Raw genomic sequence first — 23,416 nt, 5'->3', positions numbered from 1 at the left:
GGAGCTGAAACTATGCCATCTTATTTGAAAGAATACTCGATTAAGTCCCCATTATATGGGGTGCTCGCCGCGGTCGTTTTACTTTTGGGCGTCCTGGCTTATTATAATTGGGTTATTGCACTTGTTGGATTATTGATTCTTGCTGGTTTATTTTATTTAACATTAAGAATGGTAGAAAAAAAGCAACGGAAGACAGAAGAGTATATAACGACTTTATCTTACCGTTTAAAGAAGGTAGGCGAAGAGGCGTTATTGGAAATGCCGATTGGGATCATGCTCTTTAATGAGGATTATTACATTGAATGGACCAATCCATTCCTGGCTTCTTGTTTTAGTGAAGACTCCTTGGCAGGAAGATCGCTATACGATGTTGCGGACTCGATCGTACCGTTAATCAAGCAAGAAATCGAGACAGAGACACTTACGCTCCACGATCGGAAATTCAAGGTGGTCCATAAGCGTGATGAAAGGCTTCTTTACTTCTTTGATGTGACGGAGCAAGTGGAAATCGAGAAATTATATGAAGATGAGCGAACGGCAATTGCGATCATACTTCTTGATAACTATGATGATTTGACCCAGGGAATGGATGATCAGCGTAAAAGCAGCATTAATAGCTTGGTTACCTCACTTCTTGATAAATGGGCAAGGGATAATGGCGTTTTCTTTAAACGTGTTTCTTCGGAACGATTCATCGCTGTCTTTAATGAGCATATCCTTCAGCAGCTTGAAAAGGGAAAATTCTCGATTTTGGATGAAATCAGGGAAACGACGGCAAAGCAAAATGTACCATTGACCTTGAGCATCGGTGTCGGCTCGGCCGTGCCATCCTTGCCGGAACTAGGTACTCTTGCACAGTCCAGCTTGGATCTCGCTTTAGGACGTGGCGGTGACCAGGTAGCCATAAAGCAAGCGAATGGAAAAGTGAAGTTCTATGGCGGCAAAACCAATCCGATGGAAAAACGCACGAGGGTCCGTGCCCGTGTTATTTCGCATGCATTAAAGGATATAGTACTTGATAGCGATAAAGTCATTGTCATGGGCCATAAAAACCCGGATATGGACGCAATCGGTTCAGCGATCGGCATTTTGAAGGTTGCCCAAATGAATGAGCGTGAAGGCTATATTGTTATCAACACCCAGCAGCTCGATAGCAGCGTCCTTCGTTTAATGGAAGAGATCAAAAATAAAGAAGAGCTGTATGCCCGGTTCATAACACCTGATGATGCATTTGAAATGATTACGGATGAGACCTTGCTGGTTGTGGTTGATACGCATAAACCTTCAATGGTAATTGAAGAGCGGTTATTGAATAGGATCGATAAGGTTGTGGTCATCGATCATCATCGCCGGGGTGAGGAGTTCATCAAGAACTCATTGCTTGTCTATATGGAGCCATATGCATCTTCAACCGCAGAACTTGTGACCGAACTGCTTGAATATCAGCCGAAACGCTCAAAGATTGACATGCTGGAGTCGACGGCGCTTCTTGCGGGTATCATCGTCGATACGAAAAGCTTCACTCTGAGAACGGGTTCACGCACTTTCGATGCGGCCTCTTATCTAAGGGCGCATGGAGCTGATACGGTGCTTGTCCAAAAATTCTTAAAAGAAGACGTGGACACATACATCAAACGTTCGAAGCTCATTGAAGAAGTCATCTTTTATAAAAAGGGTATTGCCATTGCCTCTGCAAAAACCGATCAGGTTCATAATCAGGTGCTCATTGCTCAGGCTGCGGACACCCTATTGACCATGGATGGCGTTGTCGCTTCCTTTGTAATGGCTAAGCGATCCGATGATACAGTTGGCATAAGTGCGCGCTCTCTCGGTGATATCAATGTACAGGTGATCATGGAAATGTTGAATGGAGGCGGACATCTAACAAATGCAGCCACTCAGCAGGTATGCTCCATTGATGAAGCCGAAAGTCGATTGAAGGCAGCTATTGATGAATATTTAGAAGGGGGACATAAAGAATGAAAGTAATATTTCTAAAAGACGTAAAAGGTAAAGGGAAAAAAGGGGAAGTTAAAAATGTTGCAGATGGTTATGCACATAATTTCCTGCTTAAACAAGGATTGGCTGTTGAAGCAAATAATACAAATGTAAAAACTTTGGAAGCCCAGAAAAATAAAGAAGAATCACTTGCAGCGGAAGAGCTGCAGCAAGCTGAAGAATTAAAGGTGCAGCTGGAGAAATTAACGGTTGAACTATCTGCCAAAGCCGGCGAGGGCGGGCGTTTATTCGGTTCAATCACGACTAAACAAATTGCCTCGGAGCTTCAGAAAAAACACGGTATCAAGATTGATAAACGTAAAATGGAGCTTGCCGACGGGATCCGTTCTTTAGGGCATACAAAGCTTCCAGTCAAGCTTCATCCTGAGGTCACGGCGACACTGACTGTGCATGTAAAAGAAATTAACTAATTTTAGCTGTTTCATATCTGTGAAAAATTGATAAAATAGAGATAGACGAAAAATGTGATTGGGCATGTTGTCCTTTCACTTTTTTCTTTTTTGCTAGAAACATATAAAAGGTATCCTCTTAGAATGGGAGGTTTTAAGATATGATAGAACAATTTCAGGATAGGATTCCCCCTCAAAATATAGAAGCAGAACAAGCAGTACTGGGCGCCATTTTTCTAGAGCCCTCTTCATTGACCGTTACATCGGAAGTTTTGATTCCAGAAGATTTTTACAGAAGCTCTCATCAAAAGATCTTTAATGTGATGCTTAAATTGAATGACGAAGGAAAAGCTGTCGATTTGATCACGGTGACAGAGGAACTGGCTGCGACAAAAAACCTTGAAGAAGTTGGCGGAGTTTCTTATTTAAGTGAATTGGCCGGATCGGTGCCGACTGCGGCCAATATTGAATATTATGCCCGCATCGTCGAGGAGAAGTCATTGCTGCGCCGTTTGATCAGGACAGCGACCAACATCGCTCAGGAAGGCTACAGTCGCGAGGACGAGGTCGAGGAGCTGCTCGGGGAAGCAGAAAAAACGATCATGGAAGTGGCCCAGCGTAAAAATTCAGGGTCCTTTCAAAATATTAAGGATGTATTGGTTGCGACGTACGATAACATAGAAATTTTGACTACCCGTAAAGGGGATGTCACGGGAATACCGACAGGGTTTGCTGAACTGGATCGAATGACAGCAGGGTTCCAACGTAATGACCTCATTATAGTGGGTGCCCGTCCTTCGGTTGGTAAAACCGCTTTTGCATTGAATATCGCTCAAAACGTTGCGACCAAAACGGAGGAGAATGTAGCGATTTTCAGTCTTGAAATGGGTGCAGAGCAGCTCGTTATGCGTATGCTCTGTGCTGAAGGGAATATCAATGCCCAGAATTTGCGGACAGGTTCCTTAACAGATGAGGATTGGCGTAAACTGACGATGGCGATGGGAAGCTTGTCGAATGCCGGCATTTATATCGATGATACGCCAGGTGTGAGGATTGGTGAAATCCGTTCAAAATGCCGTCGTTTGAAGCAGGAACATGGCCTTGGCATGATATTGATCGATTACCTGCAGTTAATTCAAGGCGATGGTCGTTCAGGCGACAACCGTCAGCAAGAGGTATCCGAGATTTCACGTTCACTCAAAGCGCTCGCCCGTGAACTTAAAGTCCCTGTCATTGCCCTTTCCCAGCTATCGCGGGGAGTGGAGCAGCGTCAAGATAAGCGCCCGATGATGTCTGATATCCGGGAATCCGGGAGTATCGAGCAAGATGCTGATATCGTCGCATTTTTATACCGTGATGATTATTATGATAAAGAATCCGAGAACAAAAATATCATTGAAATCATTATAGCGAAACAGCGTAATGGTCCAGTAGGCACGGTTTCGCTTGCATTCGTGAAAGAATATAATAAATTCGTTAACCTTGAACGCCGCTTCGATGATGATTCGATGTCTCCCGGCGCATAGAAAACTGCCTGCCATTCATGCAATGGCGGGCTTTCTCTGTTTCGGGAAAAAGAAAGGCCGTTATGATAATAGAAAAATAAATCAAAGGGTACAATAATGTTTGACAATCCAAAAAACCGGAAAGATATTTCGCATTTTTACGAACGAATAAATTATTAAAAAGTATATTGTTCGGATTTTGTATTGACTTCCAGTTTGGATTATTGATAAAATAGGTTTGTTTGATAAGAACCGGTTAATGATCGGTATTACGTGAACCTTTGGAGGTGCTTTATTCAGATGTCATCAGTTGTAGTAGTCGGTACACAATGGGGAGACGAAGGTAAAGGTAAAATAACAGATTTTCTATCCCAGAATGCGGAAGCCATCGCTCGTTATCAAGGTGGGAATAATGCAGGGCATACAATAAAATTTAACGGCGTTACCTATAAACTGCATTTAATTCCGTCAGGGATTTTTTATAGTGATAAGATTTGTGTCATTGGAAATGGTATGGTGGTTGATCCAAAAGCTCTTGTAGAGGAGCTTGCTTATTTACATAGCCATGGGGTGAGTACGGATAATCTTCGTATCTCGAACCGTGCACATGTCATTCTTCCTTACCATATCAAATTGGATGAAGTCGAAGAAGACCGTAAAGGCGCCAACAAAATTGGAACGACTAAAAAGGGAATCGGTCCTGCATATATGGACAAAGCTGCTCGTAACGGAATCCGCATGGCAGACCTTTTGGACCGTGAAATTTTCGAGGAAAAATTGTCTCAAAATCTTGTCGAAAAAAACCGTATGTTTGAACGTTTCTATGAAACGGAAGGTTTCAAAATCGAAGATATCTTGGAAGAATACTATGAGTACGGACAACAAGTGCAGAAATATGTTTGTGATACATCCGTTGTATTGAATGACGCACTTGATGAAGGAAAACGGGTATTATTCGAAGGGGCACAAGGTGTTATGCTTGATATCGATCAAGGAACATACCCATTCGTCACTTCATCTAACCCGGTTGCAGGGGGCGTTACGATCGGTTCTGGTGTAGGCCCTACGAAAATCAACCATGTGGTTGGAGTATGTAAAGCATATACAAGCCGCGTGGGCGATGGTCCTTTCCCTACAGAATTACATGATGAAGTCGGCAACCAAATCCGGGAAATTGGCCGTGAATATGGTACAACTACAGGCAGACCTCGCCGTGTAGGCTGGTTTGACGCTGTTGTCGTTCGCCATGCTCGCCGTGTCAGCGGGATTACCGATTTGTCATTGAACTCGATTGACGTATTATCAGGTCTTGATACGGTCAAAATTTGTGTGGCTTATGACTACAAAGGCGAGATTATTCATGAGGTTCCAGCAACTTTGAAAGCGATTGGCGAATGTAAACCAGTCTATGAAGAGCTGCCAGGCTGGTCAGAAGACATCACAGGCTGCAAATCGTTGGACGAGCTTCCAGAGAACGCTCGCCACTATGTAGAGCGCGTATCTCAATTGGTTGGCATTCCTTTGACCACTTTCTCTGTCGGTCCTGACCGTAACCAAACTAATGTCGTGAGAAGCCCTTGGCGTCTAGCGTAATTCATGAAAAAGGAGCTGGCTTTTTTGCCGGCTCTACTTTCGTTATTAAGATGCATCTTCTGTCACGTTCGATAGGCCCGGGATACCGAATGAATGGATTAAACTGTAGGGAAAATGAAAAGATAAGAAAAAAATAATTTTATTTCAAAAAACTATTGCCAAAACTATACTAATCATGATATTATCAAAAGCGTCGTCACAATAGAACAAGCCATTAACAAGCTGCTTAAGTTCACATCATGCAAAGAAACATTTCATTAGTACGAGCCATTAGCTCAGTTGGTAGAGCATCTGACTTTTAATCAGAGGGTCGAAGGTTCGAATCCTTCATGGCTCACCATTTTTTCCGGCCCATTGGTCAAGCGGTTAAGACACCGCCCTTTCACGGCGGTAACACGGGTTCGAATCCCGTATGGGTCACTTCTTTATATAAATGCTTTACTGGTCCCGTGGTGTAGCGGTTAACATGCCTGCCTGTCACGCAGGAGATCGCGGGTTCGATTCCCGTCGGGACCGCCATTTTATTTTAATACTAAAATAGAATATTTGGCTCAGTAGCTCAGTCGGTAGAGCAAAGGACTGAAAATCCTTGTGTCGGCGGTTCGATTCCGTCCTGAGCCATCCTTTTATAAACGCCTTCCTTTAGGGCGTTTTTTTGTTTTTCATTCAAATGTATTTTGAATGAAATCTTGTTAATAGATTGTTAACGATTTGTAACATACCAATTTAGACCAATAGGACATATAACTTGCTTTTAACCTTACTGGGCTTAGGTCCACCCCCTTTTCCGCAGTTTATTGAGCCTTCCCCATAACCAATTTTATTGGTACATGTTGTCACCATTTATACAGTTCTATTACATTATGAAGTCTGTTTCTTGTTTTTTTTCTTAATATGGTAGAGTTATGAGTGATAAAAACCATTATAGCAATCAGTCATGAGCATGTGGATATTTAAATTGGACTAATAAAACTCAAAATAAATTTGATTAGTTTCTTAATTGGTGACTGAGCCGTTAAGGAGGACAATTTATGTTTAGCTCAAAAGGTAAGGGGATCATCCTGTTGATGGTTTCCATCATTTTAGTACTTGCAGGAAATCGGGCAACTGCTGCTGGGCTATCGGAAACTGCAACCATACAGCATGTTTATCTTAACGATGAGTTCGTCGGAAGTGTCACGGATGAAACGGAAATCGAAAAGATCGTAGCCGATAAGGTAGAAGAAGCACAGGAAGATTATCCTGACTTTACATTCGATAAGGAGAAACAGCTGACTTTTGTACCTGAAGAGGTATTCGATGAAGAAGTAAAAGACGATCAGGCTGTTAAGGGAATTCAAGATCAGTTGAATGTGAAAGCAGAGGCGTATGAAATCGACATAGATAATCAGGCAGTCGCTTATGTTGCGTCAAAGGAAGATGCCGAGGACGTTCTGGAGAAAATCACTTTATTATATGTGAATGAAGAGGAATATGCTGAATACGAATCAGGTAAAAAAGAAAGTGAAAAAGATGCGGATCCGTTAAAAGAGCCAGGAAGTAGAATTCTGGACATCGAATTTTCACTTCCAGTCACCTCTATAAAGACAATGGTAAATCCAGACGAAGTCAAGAGCGTCGATGATACCCTTTCCATGATAGAAGAAGGAAAGGAAGAAACGACGATCTATGAGGCTAAGGAAGATGAAGATCTTGAAGCCATTGCCACTAGGCATGATATGGACCTGGATCAACTGCTGGAGCTGAATCCGGGACAGGATGAGAACAAAGGGGTTAAAGCGGGCGAGCGTCTCTATGTGACCCAGCGTACCCCCTATGTGAACGTTATGGTAGAAAGAGAAGTATTTAAGGAAGAGAGAATTCCTTTTCAAAAGAAAGTGAAGAAGGATGACGAACTCCTTAAGGGCGAGATCATTACTGATCAAAAGGGGAAAGAGGGGATTCTTGCATTCACCTATAATGTATCTGAAACAAATGGAAAGAAAATCAGTGAAACGATCGTAAAAAAAGAAGTCACGGAAAAAGCCAAAACAGAAATCACCAGAAAAGGCACCAAGGTCATTCCTTCACAGGGAAGCGGGGCATATTCATGGCCTGCAGATGGGGGCTATATTTCCAGTAAGCAGGGCCAGCGCTGGGGGAAACTTCATAAAGGTATTGATATTGCCCGGCCAACCACCAGGACCATAACGGCAGCAGATCATGGGATAATCGAAACTGCCGGAAACTCCGGAGGATATGGAAATAAGATTACGATCAACCATAATAACGGGTATAAGACAGTGTATGCCCATTTGGATTCAATAGATGTACAAGCAGGACAAAAGGTTGAAAAAGGCATGAAAATCGGCATGATGGGATCAACAGGGCACTCGACTGGTGTCCACCTCCATTTTGAAATATATAAAAATGGGTCTCTCGTTAATCCGCTAAACTATATAAGTCAGTAATCGGTGGAAGTCTTCGAAAAATATTCGAAGACTTCTTCTGCTTCATACATAGATGAGAATAATAGGAAAAAGGTGATTTAATGCCTATAAAATGATAAAGTAGAATAGAGACAATTTGCTTTCATTCCGGTGTTCAGCGCCTTTTATTGGGTATATATATGTAAGTTTGCTGAACTAGGTTGCGAAGATTGGTGCAAGCAGAAGGAAAAGTGAATAAGGTCCCGGATAAGGACACGGTTTTTAATAGATTCAGTTCAGTTATTAAAAAGGAGATAAGTACATGGATAAAAAGATTCTGGTAGTGGATGACGAAAAGCCAATTGCTGATATATTACAATTCAATCTAAAAAAAGAAGGCTATGAAGTTTTTTGTGCCTATGATGGCAATGAAGCCCTCAAAATGGTAGAAGAACGGCAACCTGATTTGATTTTACTGGATATCATGCTGCCGCAGCGCGATGGGATGGAAGTCTGCAGGGAAGTAAGGAAGAAGTATGAAACGCCGATCATCATGTTAACGGCAAAAGATTCAGAGATAGATAAGGTCTTAGGATTGGAGCTTGGTGCAGACGACTATGTGACAAAGCCATTTAGTACCCGGGAAATAATTGCCCGCGTTAAGGCGAACTTAAGACGTCAGCAAGCTGTTCCGGTTCCTGATCAGGAAAATGAACCGAAGGAAATTACGATAGGAACGCTCACGATCCATCCGGATGCCTATGTGGTATCCAAGCGGGGCGATACGATTGAATTGACGCATCGCGAATTTGAGTTGCTTCATTACTTAGCGAAGCACATCGGTCAGGTCATGACAAGGGAGCACTTATTGCAAACTGTGTGGGGCTATGATTATTTCGGGGATGTACGGACGGTCGATGTAACGGTCAGACGTCTTCGTGAGAAGATTGAAGACAATCCTAGCCATCCTGGCTGGATTGTAACTAGAAGAGGGGTCGGTTATTACCTGCGTAACCCTGAACAGGAGTAGTTTCTATGAAAAAGGTTGGTTTTTTTCGCTCAATCCATTTTAAATTTGTTCTGATTTATGTTTTGCTCATTTTCGTAGCGATGCAAATAATCGGGGTATATTTTGTTGGGGAATTGGAAGAAAATCTTGTTGGGAACTTTACGAAATCAATAAAAGGCCACGTTAATCTGCTTACCTACAGCATTGGTGAAGAAATGGAAAAAGAGAGGGGAGAGGAAGATCCAACCCTCGAAGAAGCGATTGATACGATATTGAAAGACCGGGATAATTCATCGAATGATATTTCGGAAGTACGTGTCATCGACACCCGCAGCAGACGCGTGATCGGAACTTCAGCCCCAGGTAACCAGGATATTGTAGGGAAGAAGACAACAGAGGTCCTTATTAAGAATACGCTCATTTATGGAAAAGAAGATAATGATATATTTCGGGATAAGAAAACAGGCAGGCGGCTCTGGGTCCTTTCGACACCCGTTGAAGCAAATGGAGAGGTCATTGGCGCCGTCTATGTAATAGCTGAGATGGAAAATGTCTTTGAGCAGATGGATGAAATCAATAGCATCTTCATGACGGGTACGGCCATCGCCTTAGTCATTACGGCCATCTTGGGAATCCTGCTCGCACGAACGATCACTAGACCAATGTCTGATATGAGAAAACAGGCACTGGTGATGGCAAAAGGGAATTTCTCCAGAAAAGTCAGGGTATATGGCGATGATGAAATTGGCCAGCTTGCCGTCACTTTCAATAATTTGACCAAAAAGCTTCAAGAGTCGCAATCAAGTACAGAAGGAGAGCGGCGTAAGCTATCATCTGTCCTTGCCAATATGACGGATGGCGTAATTTCAACGGACAGGCGCGGGCGGGTGAATTTGATTAATGAACCTGCGGCACAATTATTGAATGTCTCGCGTGAAACCGTCATGAATCAACCGATCATTGAGGTTTTGGGTCTTGAAGAAGAATATAAATTTGATGATTTACTGGAAGAGCGAGAGTCCGTAATCCTTGATTACAGCAAAAAAAATCGGCCTTTCATTTTGAGGGGGAACTTTTCGGTCATTCAAAAGGAAACGGGATTCGTTAATGGTTTGATTACTGTTTTGCATGATATAACAGAGCAGGAAAAGATCGAGAGTGAACGCAGGGAATTTGTTGCCAATGTATCACATGAACTGCGAACTCCGCTAACGACGATGAGAAGTTACCTGGAGGCATTGGCTGAAGGTGCATGGAAGGACGAGGAAATCGCTCCATCCTTTTTAAGTGTGACCCAAAATGAAACGGAGCGAATGATCAGGCTTGTTAATGATCTGCTACAGCTTTCGAAAATGGACAGTAAAGATTACAGGCTTAAAACAGGCTGGGTGAATTTCAATAAATTCTATGACCATATCATCGATCGTTTTGAAATGACGAAAAATGATGACATCACGTTTAAGCGTGATTTGCCGAAGGAAGCTTATTTTGTAGATATTGATGAAGATAAAATTACCCAGGTTCTTTATAATGTAATCTCCAACTCATTAAAGTACTCACCTGAAGGGGGTCAAGTGACTTTCCGCGTCAGGGCATCTGATGGCTTTATTATTGTGAGCATTACTGATCAAGGAGTGGGTATCCCGAAAAACGTCATTGATAAAATATTCGACCGCTTCTACCGTGTGGATAAAGCAAGGGCCCGTAACTTAGGCGGGACAGGGCTTGGTTTAGCGATTGCTAAAGAGATGGTCGTGGCGCATGGCGGGAAAATATGGGCGGAAAGTGTGGATGGAAAAGGAACTACCGTGTTCTTTACACTTCCTTACGAACAGGAAGAAGAGGATGATTGGTCATGAATTTTGAACGTGCAAAAAGTATCATACTGATTATTTTGGTTGGGACAAGCATTTTTTTGACATGGAGCATTTGGACTTACGAGCCTGAATATGATCCATTTGAACAATCGTCGGAATTTATAAAGATTAAAAGCGATGTCCAGATTGTCAGTGATGTCATTAAACCAGTCAGTATCCTTTTCCATGGCAATGGGCAGCATTTCCTGACTTCCAATTCGGCAGAAATGAATGAAATGGAAAAAGAATTTTCGCAATGGCGTTTCAGAGGCTTAAAAGAGGTATCCGTAAAAAGGCTGCAAAGGAAATTTGATGATTTTGTCCATGAAGATGGGTCGATTGAAATTGAATTTTCCGATGATATACCCATCACTCTTTATAAAACGGTATTGAATATAACGGATAAGGAAGTGCCTGAATTTTCATTTGATCGAATCATCATTAAACAAAAGGATATCAGCGGTAATGAATCTGCCGTTTACTTTGTTTCCTACGATCAAGAGAGGATTTATCAAGGTATGGTGGACTCTAAAAAACTAAGGAATTTCATGGATTCATTTTATAGGGATTCGTACGATAAGCACCCTGAATACACAGCCGAAACGATAAACGGCAAAAGGACGCTGTTCGTCCCGGAAAACCCGGTGGAGATCAACAGACTTGAATATTATATTGACTATTTGGATATTGGAAACTTGAAAAATGCGTTATTTAATTATCCGAAGTTCGTACGCCAGGAACCCGTTTCGGTCGGTGAGGAATACACGGATGGTACAAGACTAATGACGGTCAATAAAGAGAATTACTTAATTTCCTATATCAATCCGGCACAAAAGAACAAGTTTATCGGCAGTTCCAGTGACCTTCTGCAAAAAAGCATCGATTTCATCAATGATCATGCTGGCTGGGAAGATAACAATTACCGCTTTGCCTATATGTCGGAGAATGAACAACGAGTGGTATTCCGCTTATTCGTGAATGGTTATCCGGCCTTCAATGATTACGGAATGACCGAAATCGAGCAAATTTGGGGGAAAGAAGAAATTTATAGCTATGACCGCCCGTACTTTTCACTTGACTCAGTCCTCCCGTCAGAAGGAGCGGCAGTGACCTTAGCAAGCGGAAAAGAAGTATTGGAACAGCTGAAATCGAAAGATAATATCGATTTCAAAAGTGTGGAGGACATCTCGATTGGTTATAGATTGAATAAATCCCTCGATTCCAAACTTGTGACTCTAGTTACACTCGATCCCACTTGGTATTATCGTGTAGGCGATAAATGGTTTGTTGTGCCTTTTGAAGAAGGAGGCGATCAAAGTGGATTGGAATAATACAAAGTCGATATTCATCATGGTTTTCTTTATTTTGAATATTTTTCTTCTTTATCAATTCCTGGAAAAGATTAATGACTCCCAATTGGAAAGCTTTACGGAGCCCCTTACGGACGAACTTTTAAAAGAAGATGAGATTTCAATAGAAACCCCACTTCCGAAACAAAAGTTGAAGGATCAATTCCTGATTGCCCAGAGCAAGACCTTCGAGAAGAAAGATATACAGCACCTAAAGAATCAGAAAACAAAAATCATCGATGATAAGAAGCTTGTGGGTACATTTAAAGTACCGGTTGGCATGAAAGCGGAAATTAATGCTGCAGACCTTGATATATTCCTAAAGGAGTATATATTAAATGGAAGTGAGTATCATTTTTGGAGCTATGATGAAATAAGCCAGACCATCACCTGCTATCAAGTGGCAGATAAAAAGATGTTTTATAATAATAGTAAGGGAAAGGTCACTTTATATCTGAACAAGAATGGTGAAATCGTCTCCTATGAACAGATGTATTTAGAGGGGATCGAAAAATTCAACAAACCTAAAGAATTGGTATCTGCTTTAACTGCTATTGGAGCATTGTATGATAATGGTGATATTGATCCCAAAAGCAAAGTCACCAATGTAAAATTGGGTTTTTACAATTCACTGCAGACGACATCTGTGTCACATTTACTTGTGCCAACATGGTGGGTGGTCATTAATGGCGAAACGGATCTCTTCGTGAATGCTTTTGATGGAGAGGTCATTGAATTGAATACAGAAGAAAAAATACTGGAGTGAGTATAGATGACAATGCATTTTAGTGTTCTCGCAAGCGGGAGTACAGGAAATGCCTTTTTCGTGGAAACGGGGGATCAATCATTCCTTGTCGATGCGGGCTTAAGCGGTAAAGCCCTGGAAGCATTGTTTCAGGATATAGGCCGTGATATGTCAAAGCTATCCGGTATCCTTGTTACCCATGAACACAGCGACCATATTAAAGGTCTTGGAGTGGTTGCCAGAAAACATAAACTCCCGATATATGCGAATGCAAAAACATGGAATGCCATGGATCGATCAATCGGTGAAATTGCAACCGAACAAAAATTCACATTTGAAATGGAACAGGTCAAAACGTTCGGCAGCCTTGATATAGAATCTTTCGGCGTTTCACATGATGCGGCAGAGCCGATGTTTTACGTCTTTCATCATGAAGATAAGAAACTTGTGGTCATTACCGATACAGGGTACGTAAGTGATCGGATGAAAGGTATCATCTCAAATGCCGATGCATATGTATTCGAAAGTAACCATGATGTGTCCATGCTGAGGATGGGAAAATATCCATGGAGCATCAAGCGCCGGATTTTAAGTGATGTCGGACATGTTTGTAATGAAGACGCCGCCCTTGCCATGAGTGAAGTGGCCGGTGATAAGACCAAGCGGATTTACTTGGCCCACTTAAGCCTTGATAACAATATGAAGGATCTAGCAAGAATGTCAGTGGAACAAACGTTAAAGACAAAGGGGATCATTGTAGGTGAACAATTTTCCTTATATGATACAGACCCAAAAAGACCGACGGAACTTGTTACATTATAATTAAAAGGAATGGATGAGGGATACCTTGTCCATTCCTTTTTATTTTTAAAAAATTTAGATTCGTAAGTTACGAATCGGATTAAAAGGGGTATCGTTTGGTTAAAACTGTATAGGTAAAAGAAAAATGGCTGTATATTAGTCAATTTTAAGTTTTCCCTTAAATAATAGCATGCATTTTTTTAGAAAAAATTCGGTAATTGAGTATAATTGAGGGAGGATACCAAACAATAGAATGGCTATAATTCATTCCTAAAATGAGAGGATGGGGCGGTCTTGGGTTATTATGATCAGAATGATGAGAACCAAAATAAACGGAAAAAGAGCCATACGAGCTATTTTCTAGCAGGCTTGGGGGGCGCCATTATCGGGGCCTTACTTATTTTATTAGCCTTTCCGGGAAGTGGACTGTTAAATAACGATGATAACGAAATGACAACAGAAAAATCAACGGGAGGTGAGTCCACGGAGCAGGCTCAGCAAAACCTTACTGTTGATGTAACAAGTGCCGTCACCAATGCGGTTGATAAAGCCAGCGACGCAGTGGTCGGCATCACTAACATTCAGGAAACGAACTTCTGGGGTAAAGGGAGCAACGCCGAGGACAGTTCGGCAGAAGCCGGCACAGGTTCGGGAGTCGTCTATAAAAAAGATGGCGGCAAAGCCTACATCGTCACGAATAATCACGTCATTGAAGGAGCTAATGAACTGGAAGTGACATTAAGTGATGGCACTAAATTGCCAGCTGAACTACAAGGCAGTGATCCATGGACAGATTTAGCCGTCATTGTCGTGAATGGTGATAAAATCAAAACCATTGCAGAATTCGGAAAATCCGGCAAATTGAAACCTGGTGAGCCTGTAATTGCCATTGGTAACCCACTAGGCCTTCAATTCTCTGGATCGATCACACAAGGGATCATCTCTGGTTTGGAGCGCACGATAGAGGTCGATATCAATGAGGACGGCCAAGTGGATTGGAATGCAGAGGTCATTCAGACCGATGCCGCGATTAATCCAGGTAACAGCGGGGGTGCACTCGTTAATATGTCAGGGCAGGTCATCGGAATAAATTCGATGAAAATTGCAGAAAATGCAGTGGAAGGAATCGGACTTTCCATCCCAATCGATTCAGTTATCCCGATTATTAATGATATTGAGGAATTTGGTGAAGTGAAACGTGCTTTCTTAGGTGTGAACTTGGCATCTGTAGAAGAAATTTCCCAATACCATCAACAAAATACATTAAAGCTGCCAAGGAAAGTTACTTCTGGCGTTGCAATAACAGGCGTTCAAAGCAACTCTCCAGCATCTAAAGCAGGATTGAAGGAATTTGACGTCGTAGTTGGAATGGATAATGAAAAAATCCATGATGTCGTGGAATTAAGAAAATACCTTTACAATGAAAAACAAATCGGTGATAAAGTTAAAATCACTTATTACCGTGATGGAAAGAAAGGTACTACCGAAGTCACGCTTTCAAGCAGCGAAATTTAAAAGGACAGGGGGCAGAAACTGCCTCCTGTTCTTTCTATTTCCTTGCGCTTTTCTTATTTTTTGTTACGATTACCTGTGGATATATACAGAAAATAAGAAACTCAAGTAACCTGTGGATAGGAATAATGAATGGGAAAGGAGATATGAAAGATGAAATTATATTGCTGTCAGGAACACGTGGACATGGCGCTGGATGAAGTGGTATACGAATGTGAAACCTATCCTGTTTTAACGCTGGTTTCTGAAGAAAATCAGTTATCAACAACCTGTGAATATTGTCGAAACGTGGCAATATATCTAGTAGGGAACTAATATTCCCATACAAGATGTGGATAGTTTTTGTGGATATGTGGATAACTTTTGTGGATAACATGTTTGTAACCTGTTCTTAACATTTTCTTAAGAATAAACTGGAGGGTTGAATTGTTTAGAACAAACTTTTGGTTAGACGAATAACCAACCATCATTCTATATCGAATCTGAACTAAGTCCAGACTAAATTCTTCAATATACATTAAAAAATAATGAAAGTTACCGTTGCCGCTTTCAGTGGCAGCGGTTTTTATTTTTGAAAAATTGGAAAGGATATGCTTGTTTTGCTTATAGGTCACTGTAAGGTATGATAATAGGTGAGCAAATCCAACAATTGATAGTAAAGACATTAATGAAAGCTAGAGGATATATATGAAAATAACGATTATTACTGTTGGCAAGCTAAAGGAAAAATACTTAAAGCAAGGAATTGCTGAATATACAAAAAGGTTAAGCGCCTATGCTAATATAGAACTTGTCGAAGTACCGGATGAAAAGGCTCCGGAGAACCTGAGTGCAGCGGACATGGACATTGTAAAGCAAAAGGAGGGTGAACGAATCCTGGCGAAAGTCAGCCCGGACACCTATGTAATAACGCTGGAGATCAGTGGAAAACAGCTTACTTCAGAGCAGCTAGCCACTCATTTGGATCAGCTCGCCACCTATGGAAAGAGCAAAATTGCCTTTATTATAGGCGGGTCGCTGGGGCTTGGCACTGAGGTGTTATCAAGAAGTGATTATGCCCTTTCCTTCTCGAAAATGACCTTTCCGCATCAATTAATGAAACTGGTTCTAGTGGAGCAAATATATCGTGCTTTTCGGATAAATAGAAATGAACCATATCATAAATGAAAGAACTCCGGGGATTTCCCCGTAAGGTTAATGGGTTAACATTTTAAATTTTATTGTAATGAAAAGAGGGTAACGAATGAATAAAGAGTCCATTTATGGTTTAACATTCGAACAATTGACAGCGTGGCTTTCGGACCATGGCCATAAAAAATTCAGAGCTTCCCAAGTCTGGGAGTGGCTTTATAGAACACGTGTGACGAATTTCTCTGAAATGACGGATGTTAATAAAGAGTGCATAAAATTACTTGAAGAGCACTTTGTCATCCAGACTTTGACTGAGCACGTTAAGCAAGAATCAGCAGATGGTACGATCAAGTTTCTGTTCAAATTACAGGATGGAAACCTTATCGAAACCGTCATGATGAGGCATAAATACGGCATTTCGGTTTGTGTCACCACCCAAGTCGGCTGCAATATTGGCTGCAGTTTCTGTGCCAGTGGATTATTGGCCAAAAGCCGTGATTTATCGAGCGGCGAAATAGTGGAACAAATCATGAACGTTCAACTGCATCTGGATAAATTGGAACAAGGGGATATTGTAAGCCATGTAGTTGTAATGGGTATAGGTGAACCGTTCGATAACTTTGAAAATATGATAGACTTTTTGAAGGTGCTCATGGACCATAAGGGTCTTGCCATCGCTGCCAGGCGCATTACTGTTTCGACGAGCGGTCTTGCCAATAAGATTTATGAATTCACCGATACCCAATTACAGGTGAACCTGGCCATCTCATTGCATGCGCCGAACAATGAGCTCAGGACACGGATCATGAAAATAAATCGGGCTATCCCGATAGAAAAATTGATGAAATCTCTTGATTATTATTTAGAGAAAACGAATAGGAGAATTACGATTGAATATATCCTATTGAAAGATGTCAATGACCACCAAGAAGAAGCAGAGCAACTTGCCGATCTTCTTGAGGACAAAAAACATCGGCTCTATGTCAACCTGATTCCATACAATCCTGTAGATGAGCATAGCCAATACCAAAGAAGTGAAAAAGAGTCCGTTCTATCGTTTTATGATACGCTGAAAAAGAGAGGCGTAAATTGTAAAATTCGCCAAGAACATGGAACGGATATTGATGCGGCTTGCGGTCAGCTTAGAAGCAAACAAATCAAGAAGGCTGAAGCTAAGTAAATTCATCAAGATAAAACAAAAAGAGGCCGCATATGTTGCGGCCTCCTTTGGCGTGCATTTCATTATTTAGCTATTTCCTTTACCGAGGCGACTTCATACGTTGTAAGCTCGCTGCCTAGAATTGGAGATTCTTTTTTTGCTTCTCCGGAACCTGGTTCAGGCCGTTTATGTGCAGCTTTGAATGCATCGCTATTTCTCCAAGCAGTAAAATTATCAAGGTTTTCCCAATACATATTAACGCTCAGTTCATCGTAATCCGACAAATTCTGCGTTAATAGAACTTCAACTTTTACGAAGCCTTCCATCGTATCAAGTGGACCTGGTGCAGTAAATCCTGGGGCCATGACTGCACCCATCCCTTTTTTGACTCTGATTCTATTCGTTACGATAATCATAAATCAGCTCTCCTTTTGGACTTCGGTTTAGAATCCACACCCTATTTTCCGCAATTTCATACATATTTTAGCATATTGAAAGAAGCAGGGTCCATTTTGATTAACTTCAGATCATGATATCCAGATGACCATAGTTTTATGATTACGGATGTTTCATTATAGTGAAAAAAGGCAATTGAATTTGGTTATTACAAGGTTTATCAATGCATTTCGCGTATAATAGTACTCTGTATAAGGAAATTACGATTATGGAAACAATAAGGCAACATACTAAACAACAAAAGAGGCTGTTATATGAATGAATTGAGTTTTACTGACTATACATTAAGCGATGAAATTGTAAGGGCATTAGAAAGCTTGGGATATCAACGTCCAACCGAGGTACAGCGTGAAGTGATTCCAGTGGCGCTGAAAAAGCGTGATCTTGTCGTTAAATCGCAAACGGGAAGCGGCAAGACTGCTTCATTCGGCATACCGATCTGCGAAATGGTCGATTGGGAGGAGAATAAGCCTCAGGCGCTTATTTTAACTCCGACACGTGAGCTTGCCGTGCAGGTTAAAGAGGATATTACGAATATTGGCAGATTTAAAAGGATAAAGGCTACTGCGGTTTACGGAAAACATCCATTCGCACTGCAAAAAGCCGAACTGAAACAAAAAAGCCATGTAGTCGTTGGAACCCCGGGACGTGTTCTGGATCATATCGAAAAAGGGACATTCGCCTTGGAACGCTTAACTCATTTAGTTATTGATGAAGCGGATGAAATGCTGAATATGGGCTTCATTGAACAAGTGGAAGCCATTATTAAAGAGCTTCCGAAAGATAGAGTAACCATGCTGTTCTCTGCTACGTTACCTGAGAGTATAAAAAAACTATGCAAGCAATATATGAAAGACCCTTTGGATATTGAAATCAAAGCAAAGGGATTAACGACGGAGAAAATTGAACATGCTCTTATTGAAGTGAAGGAAGATGATAAGTTTTCCCTGCTTAGAGATGTCACCATTACGGAAAACCCCGATAGCTGCATTATTTTCTGCCGGACAAAAGATAGGGTGGACCAAGTATGTGAACAGCTGCTGGAAATGGAATATCCGTGTGATATGATTCACGGCGGCATGCTTCAGGAAGATCGCCTTGCAGTGATGAATGAATTCAGAAGAGGTGAATTCCGCTATTTGGTTGCGACAGATGTTGCTGCACGTGGAATTGACATCGACAATATAACCCATGTGATTAACTATGACCTGCCATTGGAAAAGGAAAGTTACGTACATCGGACTGGAAGAACGGGACGTGCCGGTAAAAAAGGAAAGGCCATTACTTTTGTGACGCCGTACGAAGACAAATTCCTTGCTGAAATCCAAGGATATATCGGTTTTGAAATTTCTAAGATGTCTGTTCCTTCAAAAGAGGAAGTCTCCAATAAAAAAATGGAATTCGAAGCGAAACTGGAAGCTCGTCCAAAGATCAAAAAAGATAAAAGTGAACAATTGAATAAACAAATCATGAAGCTGTATTTTAATGGCGGCAAGAAAAAGAAACTCAGGGCTGTGGATTTTGTCGGAACCATCGCTAAGATTGATGGAGTGAATGCAGAGGACATAGGGATCATTACGATCCAGGATAATGTTTCTTATGTGGAAATATTGAATGAAAAGGGACCGCTTGTCTTGAAAGTGATGAAAAATACGAAAGTAAAAGGCAAGCTTTTAAAGGTTTCAGAGGCCTTTAAGAACTAACGTGTTGAATGAAAGAAGCGGGAAGAGCGAAAATCGTTCTTCCCGCTTCTTTTTTATATGTTTTCTTCCCGTCCCCATTGTTTCAAAACTGGGGACGGAAAGAATTCGACCTATCTCAGACATAATTCGACCTACGTCTTGAAGAATTCGACCTACCTCCGGAAGAATTCGACCTACGCCAGGCAGACCTCCACCGTTAAGATTCTTTTTCTGAATTCTGTTTAACCGTCAAAATAGAGTGGTATATGAGGAAGGATAATGCAGTTATTTCAAATCAAATAAATACATACAACACGATTTAATCTGAATTCTTACACATGGAGGGATTGAGCGGGATGACGAAAGCAAATGAAAGCGGAAGAATCGATGAGCAAAGTAAGCAGCGGCAGCTGGATCAATATCGAGTGGACGATAATGGGAAAAAGATGACGACCAACCAAGGTTTGCGTGTTTCTGAGGATGAGCATTCTTTGAAAGCGGGAACCCGTGGTCCAACTTTGATGGAGGATTTTCATTTTCGTGAAAAAATGACTCATTTTGACCATGAGCGTATTCCCGAGCGGATTGTCCATGCGCGTGGATCTGGAGCACATGGATATTTTCAGGTTTATGAACCGATGACCGAATATACAAAAGCCAAGTTTCTTCAAGACCCTTCAGTCAAGACACCAGTATTCGTTCGCTACTCCACGGTGGCAGGTTCCCGAGGATCGGCCGACTCGGTCCGTGATGTAAGGGGATTCTCTACAAAGTTTTATACCGAGGAAGGAAACTATGATTTGGTCGGAAATAATATTCCGGTATTTTTTATCCAGGATGCCATTAAGTTCCCGGATTTAATTCATGCGGTTAAACCGGAGCCCCATAATGAAATACCTCAGGCCGCGTCTGCCCATGATACTTTTTGGGACTTCGTCGCAAACAATGAAGAAACGGCACATATGGTCATGTGGCATCTATCTGATCGGGCCATACCGAGAAGTTTCCGGATGATGGAAGGGTTTGGTGTCCACACATTCCGTTTTGTAAATGAGCAGGGTGTGGCCCATTTCGTTAAATTCCATTGGAAGCCTGTACTGGGAGTTAAATCCCTTGTCTGGGATGAGGCACAGAAAATTGCAGGGAAGAATCCTGATTTTCATCGCCAAGATCTGTGGGAAGCGATAGATACAGGAAATTATCCTGAATTTGAATTTGGCGTGCAAATGATCAAAGAAGAAGATGAATTCAATTTCGATTTTGATATCCTCGATCCTACTAAACTATGGCCGGAAGAACAAATCCCGGTAAAAATAATCGGAAAAATGGTTTTGAACCAAAATACGGATAACTTTTTTGCAGAGACGGAACAGATAGCATTCCATCCGGGGCATGTTGTACCGGGAATTGACTTTTCAAATGATCCGCTGCTCCAGGGACGTTTATTCTCATACACCGATACCCAGCTATCCCGGTTGGGAGGACCGAACTTCCATGAGCTTCCGATTAATAGGTCGGTTGCCCCCGTCCATAATAATCAGCGTGATGGCATGCACCGAATGTCAATAAATCCAGGGCCGGTCAGCTACCACAAAAATTCCCTTGCAGGCAACTCTCCTGAACCTGCTTCAGAAGAGGAAGGCGGCTATGCACATTACCAGGAAAAAGTCGATGGCAGGAAGGTTCGGCAGCGCAGTGAAAGCTTCAAGGATCATTACAGCCAGGCTAAACTATTTTGGAATAGCATGACGGAAGTGGAGAAGGAGCATATTATTCAGGCTTTCCATTTTGAAGTGGGAAAAGTGAAAAATAAGGACGTTCAGCAGCAGATCGTCGAGATGTTCAGCAATGTGGATGTCGAACTGGCTAAAACGATCGCTATGGGAGTGGGCGTGAAGCCTCCAGTCAACAAAAGTGAGGTCAAAATGGATTTGGCTTCTCCGGCTTTAAGCCAGGAGCAAATGAAAGTGAACACGGCGGCAACAAGGAAAGTGGCGATCTTGGCTGCAGATGGTTTCAACGGGCTGGAGGTTAATCAAGTCTTGGAATCATTTAAATCAGAAGGGATAACGGCTGAAATCATCAGCATAAATCGTGGAGTGATTACAAGTTCTGAAGGACAGCAGGCCGAGGTGAATCAGACATTCCTGACAGCCGATTCGGTACTTTACGATGCTGTATATGTGGCAGGAGGCCAGGAGAGTGTCGATGCCCTAAAGGCATCCAAGGAACCCATATACTTTGTTGATGAAGCCTACAATCATTTCAAAGCGATTGGTGCGGGAAAAGAGGGAGCCGAGATCTTATCGAAGGCAGGCATCGTTTCCAATGATCCAGACTCAGGCATTGTAGCTGTTACGGATAAAAATAGTGGTTCTGCCTTTATCGAGGCAATTGCCAAGCACAGACACTGGAAACGCGCTTAATATCATATTTAAAAACCCCCAGACTTGAAGTCAGGGGGTTTTTAAGATATTTCGTAACAAGTCACTTTGCTTTTTCTTCGAAAAGTGATGCAATGCCAACGATCACCTTAGTGGCCAGTATCATATTATCAACGGAAATAAATTCATATTTGCCATGAAAGTTCTCCCCGCCCGTAAAGATGTTGGGTGTAGGCAGGCCCATATACGATAATTGGGAGCCGTCCGTACCACCGCGTATTGGTGAGATTTTTGGTTTTATATCGAGTTTCTCCATTGCTTCATGGGCAATATCCACGATTTCCTTCACGGGCTCAATTTTTTCCTTCATGTTGAAGTATTGGTCGTGTAATTCAAGCTCGATCCGGTTTTGCCCATACTTTTCTTTTAAATCCTCGATTACTTTTGTTATATATTCCTTGCGGTCATTAAACTTTTGGCGGTCGAAATCCCTGATGATGTAAGAAAGCTTGGTCTCTTCCACATCACCGTGAAATGAAAGCAGATGATAAAATCCTTCGTAACCCTCCGTATATTCCGGTGCTTCTGCCACTGGGAGCAAATGATGCAATTCCATTGCGATTTTGGCTGAGTTGACCATTTTTCCTTTAGCCGTACCAGGGTGAATATTCGTCCCTTTAATCAGGATTTTGGCCGATGCTGCATTGAAGCTCTCATATTCAAGTTCTCCAAGTGGGCCGCCGTCCACGGTGTAGGCAAATTGGGCACCAAAAGCATCTACATCAAACTTATGGGGTCCCCTTCCGATTTCCTCATCGGGAGTAAAAGCAACACGGATTTTTCCATGCTTGATTTCCGGATGCTGGATCAAATAATCCATGGCAGTCATGATTTCGGCAATTCCAGCCTTATTATCTGCTCCCAACAGGGTTGTCCCATCCGTTGTAATCAAGGTATGCCCTTTATAGTTCCTAAGCGAAGGAAAATCATCAGGTGAAAGAATGACATCCAAATTTTCATGTAAAGTAAGATCTTTCCCATCATAGTTGTCAACGATTTGCGGTTTTACATCTTTTCCAGTGAAATCCGTGGCTGTATCGACATGGGCCAAGAAACCGATTGTCGGGATATCCTTGTTTGAATTGGCTGGCAAGGTTGCCATGACATAGCCGTTCCCATCCATTGTTACATCCTTCATCCCAATGGATTGAAGTTCCTTGACCAATGCATTTGCCAAGGTCAACTGTCCGGGTGTAGAGGGGCATGAGGGATTTTCTTCATTCGATTGGGTATCCACTTTCACATAAGAAGTGAATCTTTCAATGATTTCATTTTTCACTATTCCTTCAACTCCTTTTTCCCTTATCTTACCATGATTGGCTGGAAGGGAAAAATTATCTTTTTCCAAATCTTTTAGG

Annotated in this window: 18 protein-coding genes and 4 tRNA genes; 20 read left to right on the top strand and 2 right to left on the bottom strand. The window is 41.9% G+C overall.

The window, feature by feature from the left end; genetic code table 11:
• The first annotated feature begins 12 nt into the window (after positions 1-12).
• The 18 genes from ACFVS1_RS20630 to rlmN all read left to right on the top strand — a co-directional run bounded on the left by ACFVS1_RS20630 (position 13) and on the right by rlmN (position 17,497).
• Positions 13-1,983 carry a DHH family phosphoesterase gene (locus ACFVS1_RS20630; protein WP_352924329.1) on the top strand — a complete coding sequence of 657 codons (1,971 nt, stop codon included), beginning with the start codon at positions 13-15 and terminating at the stop codon, positions 1,981-1,983.
• Complete coding sequence (gene rplI, locus ACFVS1_RS20625) at positions 1,980-2,429, top strand: 50S ribosomal protein L9 (RefSeq protein ID WP_352924327.1); 450 nt, start codon at positions 1,980-1,982, stop codon at positions 2,427-2,429. Before ACFVS1_RS20630 ends, rplI begins: the two co-directional genes overlap by 4 nt.
• A gap of 140 nt (positions 2,430-2,569) precedes the next feature.
• A complete protein-coding gene (gene dnaB / locus ACFVS1_RS20620) occupies positions 2,570-3,934 on the top strand; it encodes a replicative DNA helicase (protein WP_034316139.1) in 1,365 nt (454 codons plus the stop codon).
• A gap of 279 nt (positions 3,935-4,213) precedes the next feature.
• On the top strand, positions 4,214-5,506 hold the full coding sequence (locus ACFVS1_RS20615) for an adenylosuccinate synthase (protein ID WP_076368493.1): 1,293 nt from the start codon (positions 4,214-4,216) through the stop codon (positions 5,504-5,506).
• Positions 5,507-5,770: 264 nt separating this feature from the next.
• Positions 5,771-5,846: transfer RNA gene (locus tag ACFVS1_RS20610), tRNA-Lys, on the top strand.
• Between the two features lie 8 nt (positions 5,847-5,854).
• A tRNA-Glu gene (locus tag ACFVS1_RS20605) sits at positions 5,855-5,926 on the top strand.
• Positions 5,927-5,949: 23 nt separating this feature from the next.
• Positions 5,950-6,025 (top strand) — tRNA-Asp (locus ACFVS1_RS20600).
• A 29-nt stretch (positions 6,026-6,054) separates the two neighbouring features.
• Positions 6,055-6,127: transfer RNA gene (locus tag ACFVS1_RS20595), tRNA-Phe, on the top strand.
• A gap of 410 nt (positions 6,128-6,537) precedes the next feature.
• Complete coding sequence (locus ACFVS1_RS20590) at positions 6,538-7,956, top strand: peptidoglycan DD-metalloendopeptidase family protein (protein ID WP_387550095.1); 1,419 nt, start codon at positions 6,538-6,540, stop codon at positions 7,954-7,956.
• A gap of 280 nt (positions 7,957-8,236) precedes the next feature.
• On the top strand, positions 8,237-8,944 hold the full coding sequence (gene yycF, locus ACFVS1_RS20585) for a response regulator YycF (protein ID WP_034316131.1): 708 nt from the start codon (positions 8,237-8,239) through the stop codon (positions 8,942-8,944).
• A 5-nt stretch (positions 8,945-8,949) separates the two neighbouring features.
• On the top strand, positions 8,950-10,782 hold the full coding sequence (gene walK / locus ACFVS1_RS20580; protein ID WP_387550093.1) for a cell wall metabolism sensor histidine kinase WalK: 1,833 nt from the start codon (positions 8,950-8,952) through the stop codon (positions 10,780-10,782).
• Positions 10,779-12,110, top strand: coding sequence for a YycH family regulatory protein (locus tag ACFVS1_RS20575; RefSeq protein ID WP_387550091.1), 1,332 nt, complete (start codon positions 10,779-10,781; stop codon positions 12,108-12,110). The genes walK and ACFVS1_RS20575 overlap by 4 nt, the downstream gene beginning before the upstream one ends.
• Positions 12,097-12,894 (top strand): two-component system regulatory protein YycI, encoded by a 798-nt coding sequence (locus ACFVS1_RS20570; protein ID WP_352924320.1) that lies wholly within the window; start codon positions 12,097-12,099, stop codon positions 12,892-12,894. The genes ACFVS1_RS20575 and ACFVS1_RS20570 overlap by 14 nt, the downstream gene beginning before the upstream one ends.
• A 6-nt stretch (positions 12,895-12,900) precedes the next feature.
• Entirely contained in the window at positions 12,901-13,695 is a 795-nt protein-coding gene (locus ACFVS1_RS20565; protein WP_241589446.1) for an MBL fold metallo-hydrolase, read from the top strand.
• A 273-nt stretch (positions 13,696-13,968) separates the two neighbouring features.
• Positions 13,969-15,189, top strand: a complete 1,221-nt coding sequence (locus ACFVS1_RS20560; RefSeq protein ID WP_352924318.1) for a S1C family serine protease — start codon at positions 13,969-13,971, stop codon at positions 15,187-15,189.
• 150 nt (positions 15,190-15,339) lie between these two features.
• Positions 15,340-15,501: a CxxH/CxxC protein gene (locus ACFVS1_RS20555; protein WP_101223962.1), complete on the top strand. Its 162-nt coding sequence runs from the start codon at positions 15,340-15,342 to the stop codon at positions 15,499-15,501.
• A 372-nt stretch (positions 15,502-15,873) separates the two neighbouring features.
• On the top strand, positions 15,874-16,353 hold the full coding sequence (rlmH, locus tag ACFVS1_RS20550) for a 23S rRNA (pseudouridine(1915)-N(3))-methyltransferase RlmH (protein WP_352924316.1): 480 nt from the start codon (positions 15,874-15,876) through the stop codon (positions 16,351-16,353).
• Between the two features lie 76 nt (positions 16,354-16,429).
• A complete protein-coding gene (gene rlmN / locus ACFVS1_RS20545) occupies positions 16,430-17,497 on the top strand; it encodes a dual-specificity RNA methyltransferase RlmN (protein ID WP_387550087.1) in 1,068 nt (355 codons plus the stop codon).
• Between the two features lie 62 nt (positions 17,498-17,559).
• Here the strand turns inward: rlmN and ACFVS1_RS20540 are convergent, their stop codons facing one another.
• Positions 17,560-17,892, bottom strand: a complete 333-nt coding sequence (locus ACFVS1_RS20540; RefSeq protein WP_214744458.1) for a heme oxygenase — start codon at positions 17,890-17,892, stop codon at positions 17,560-17,562.
• A gap of 294 nt (positions 17,893-18,186) precedes the next feature.
• Here ACFVS1_RS20540 and ACFVS1_RS20535 point away from each other — a divergent pair, with 294 nt between their 5' ends.
• Both ACFVS1_RS20535 and ACFVS1_RS20530 read left to right on the top strand, forming a co-directional pair.
• Entirely contained in the window at positions 18,187-19,635 is a 1,449-nt protein-coding gene (locus tag ACFVS1_RS20535) for a DEAD/DEAH box helicase (protein WP_387550084.1), read from the top strand.
• 335 nt (positions 19,636-19,970) lie between these two features.
• Complete coding sequence (locus tag ACFVS1_RS20530) at positions 19,971-22,040, top strand: catalase (RefSeq protein ID WP_387550082.1); 2,070 nt, start codon at positions 19,971-19,973, stop codon at positions 22,038-22,040.
• 61 nt (positions 22,041-22,101) lie between these two features.
• Here ACFVS1_RS20530 and pepT read toward each other — a convergent pair whose 3' ends face one another.
• Positions 22,102-23,337: a peptidase T gene (gene pepT / locus ACFVS1_RS20525; protein WP_387550147.1), complete on the bottom strand. Its 1,236-nt coding sequence runs from the start codon at positions 23,335-23,337 to the stop codon at positions 22,102-22,104.
• Positions 23,338-23,416: the final 79 nt, after the last annotated feature.

The organism is Peribacillus sp. NPDC058075 (assembly GCF_042885195.1).
In the GTDB taxonomy this organism is placed as follows: Bacteria; Bacillota; Bacilli; order Bacillales; family DSM-1321; genus Peribacillus.
Note: the sequence above shows the minus strand (reverse complement) of the source record. Positions and strands in the feature narration are given on the sequence as shown.

Bases quoted from the DNA above. Each gene is read 5' to 3' on its own strand.
- ACFVS1_RS20630 (WP_352924329.1), top strand. From the start codon at position 13: ATGCCATCTTATTTGAAAGAATACTCGATTAAGTCCCCATTATATGGG.
- rplI (WP_352924327.1), top strand. From the start codon at position 1,980: ATGAAAGTAATATTTCTAAAAGACGTAAAAGGTAAAGGGAAAAAAGGG.
- dnaB (WP_034316139.1), top strand. From the start codon at position 2,570: ATGATAGAACAATTTCAGGATAGGATTCCCCCTCAAAATATAGAAGCA.
- ACFVS1_RS20615 (WP_076368493.1), top strand. From the start codon at position 4,214: ATGTCATCAGTTGTAGTAGTCGGTACACAATGGGGAGACGAAGGTAAA.
- ACFVS1_RS20590 (WP_387550095.1), top strand. From the start codon at position 6,538: ATGTTTAGCTCAAAAGGTAAGGGGATCATCCTGTTGATGGTTTCCATC.
- yycF (WP_034316131.1), top strand. From the start codon at position 8,237: ATGGATAAAAAGATTCTGGTAGTGGATGACGAAAAGCCAATTGCTGAT.
- walK (WP_387550093.1), top strand. From the start codon at position 8,950: ATGAAAAAGGTTGGTTTTTTTCGCTCAATCCATTTTAAATTTGTTCTG.
- ACFVS1_RS20575 (WP_387550091.1), top strand. From the start codon at position 10,779: ATGAATTTTGAACGTGCAAAAAGTATCATACTGATTATTTTGGTTGGG.
- ACFVS1_RS20565 (WP_241589446.1), top strand. From the start codon at position 12,901: ATGACAATGCATTTTAGTGTTCTCGCAAGCGGGAGTACAGGAAATGCC.
- ACFVS1_RS20555 (WP_101223962.1), top strand. From the start codon at position 15,340: ATGAAATTATATTGCTGTCAGGAACACGTGGACATGGCGCTGGATGAA.
- rlmH (WP_352924316.1), top strand. From the start codon at position 15,874: ATGAAAATAACGATTATTACTGTTGGCAAGCTAAAGGAAAAATACTTA.
- rlmN (WP_387550087.1), top strand. From the start codon at position 16,430: ATGAATAAAGAGTCCATTTATGGTTTAACATTCGAACAATTGACAGCG.
- ACFVS1_RS20540 (WP_214744458.1), bottom strand. From the start codon at position 17,892: ATGATTATCGTAACGAATAGAATCAGAGTCAAAAAAGGGATGGGTGCA.
- ACFVS1_RS20535 (WP_387550084.1), top strand. From the start codon at position 18,187: ATGAATGAATTGAGTTTTACTGACTATACATTAAGCGATGAAATTGTA.
- ACFVS1_RS20530 (WP_387550082.1), top strand. From the start codon at position 19,971: ATGACGAAAGCAAATGAAAGCGGAAGAATCGATGAGCAAAGTAAGCAG.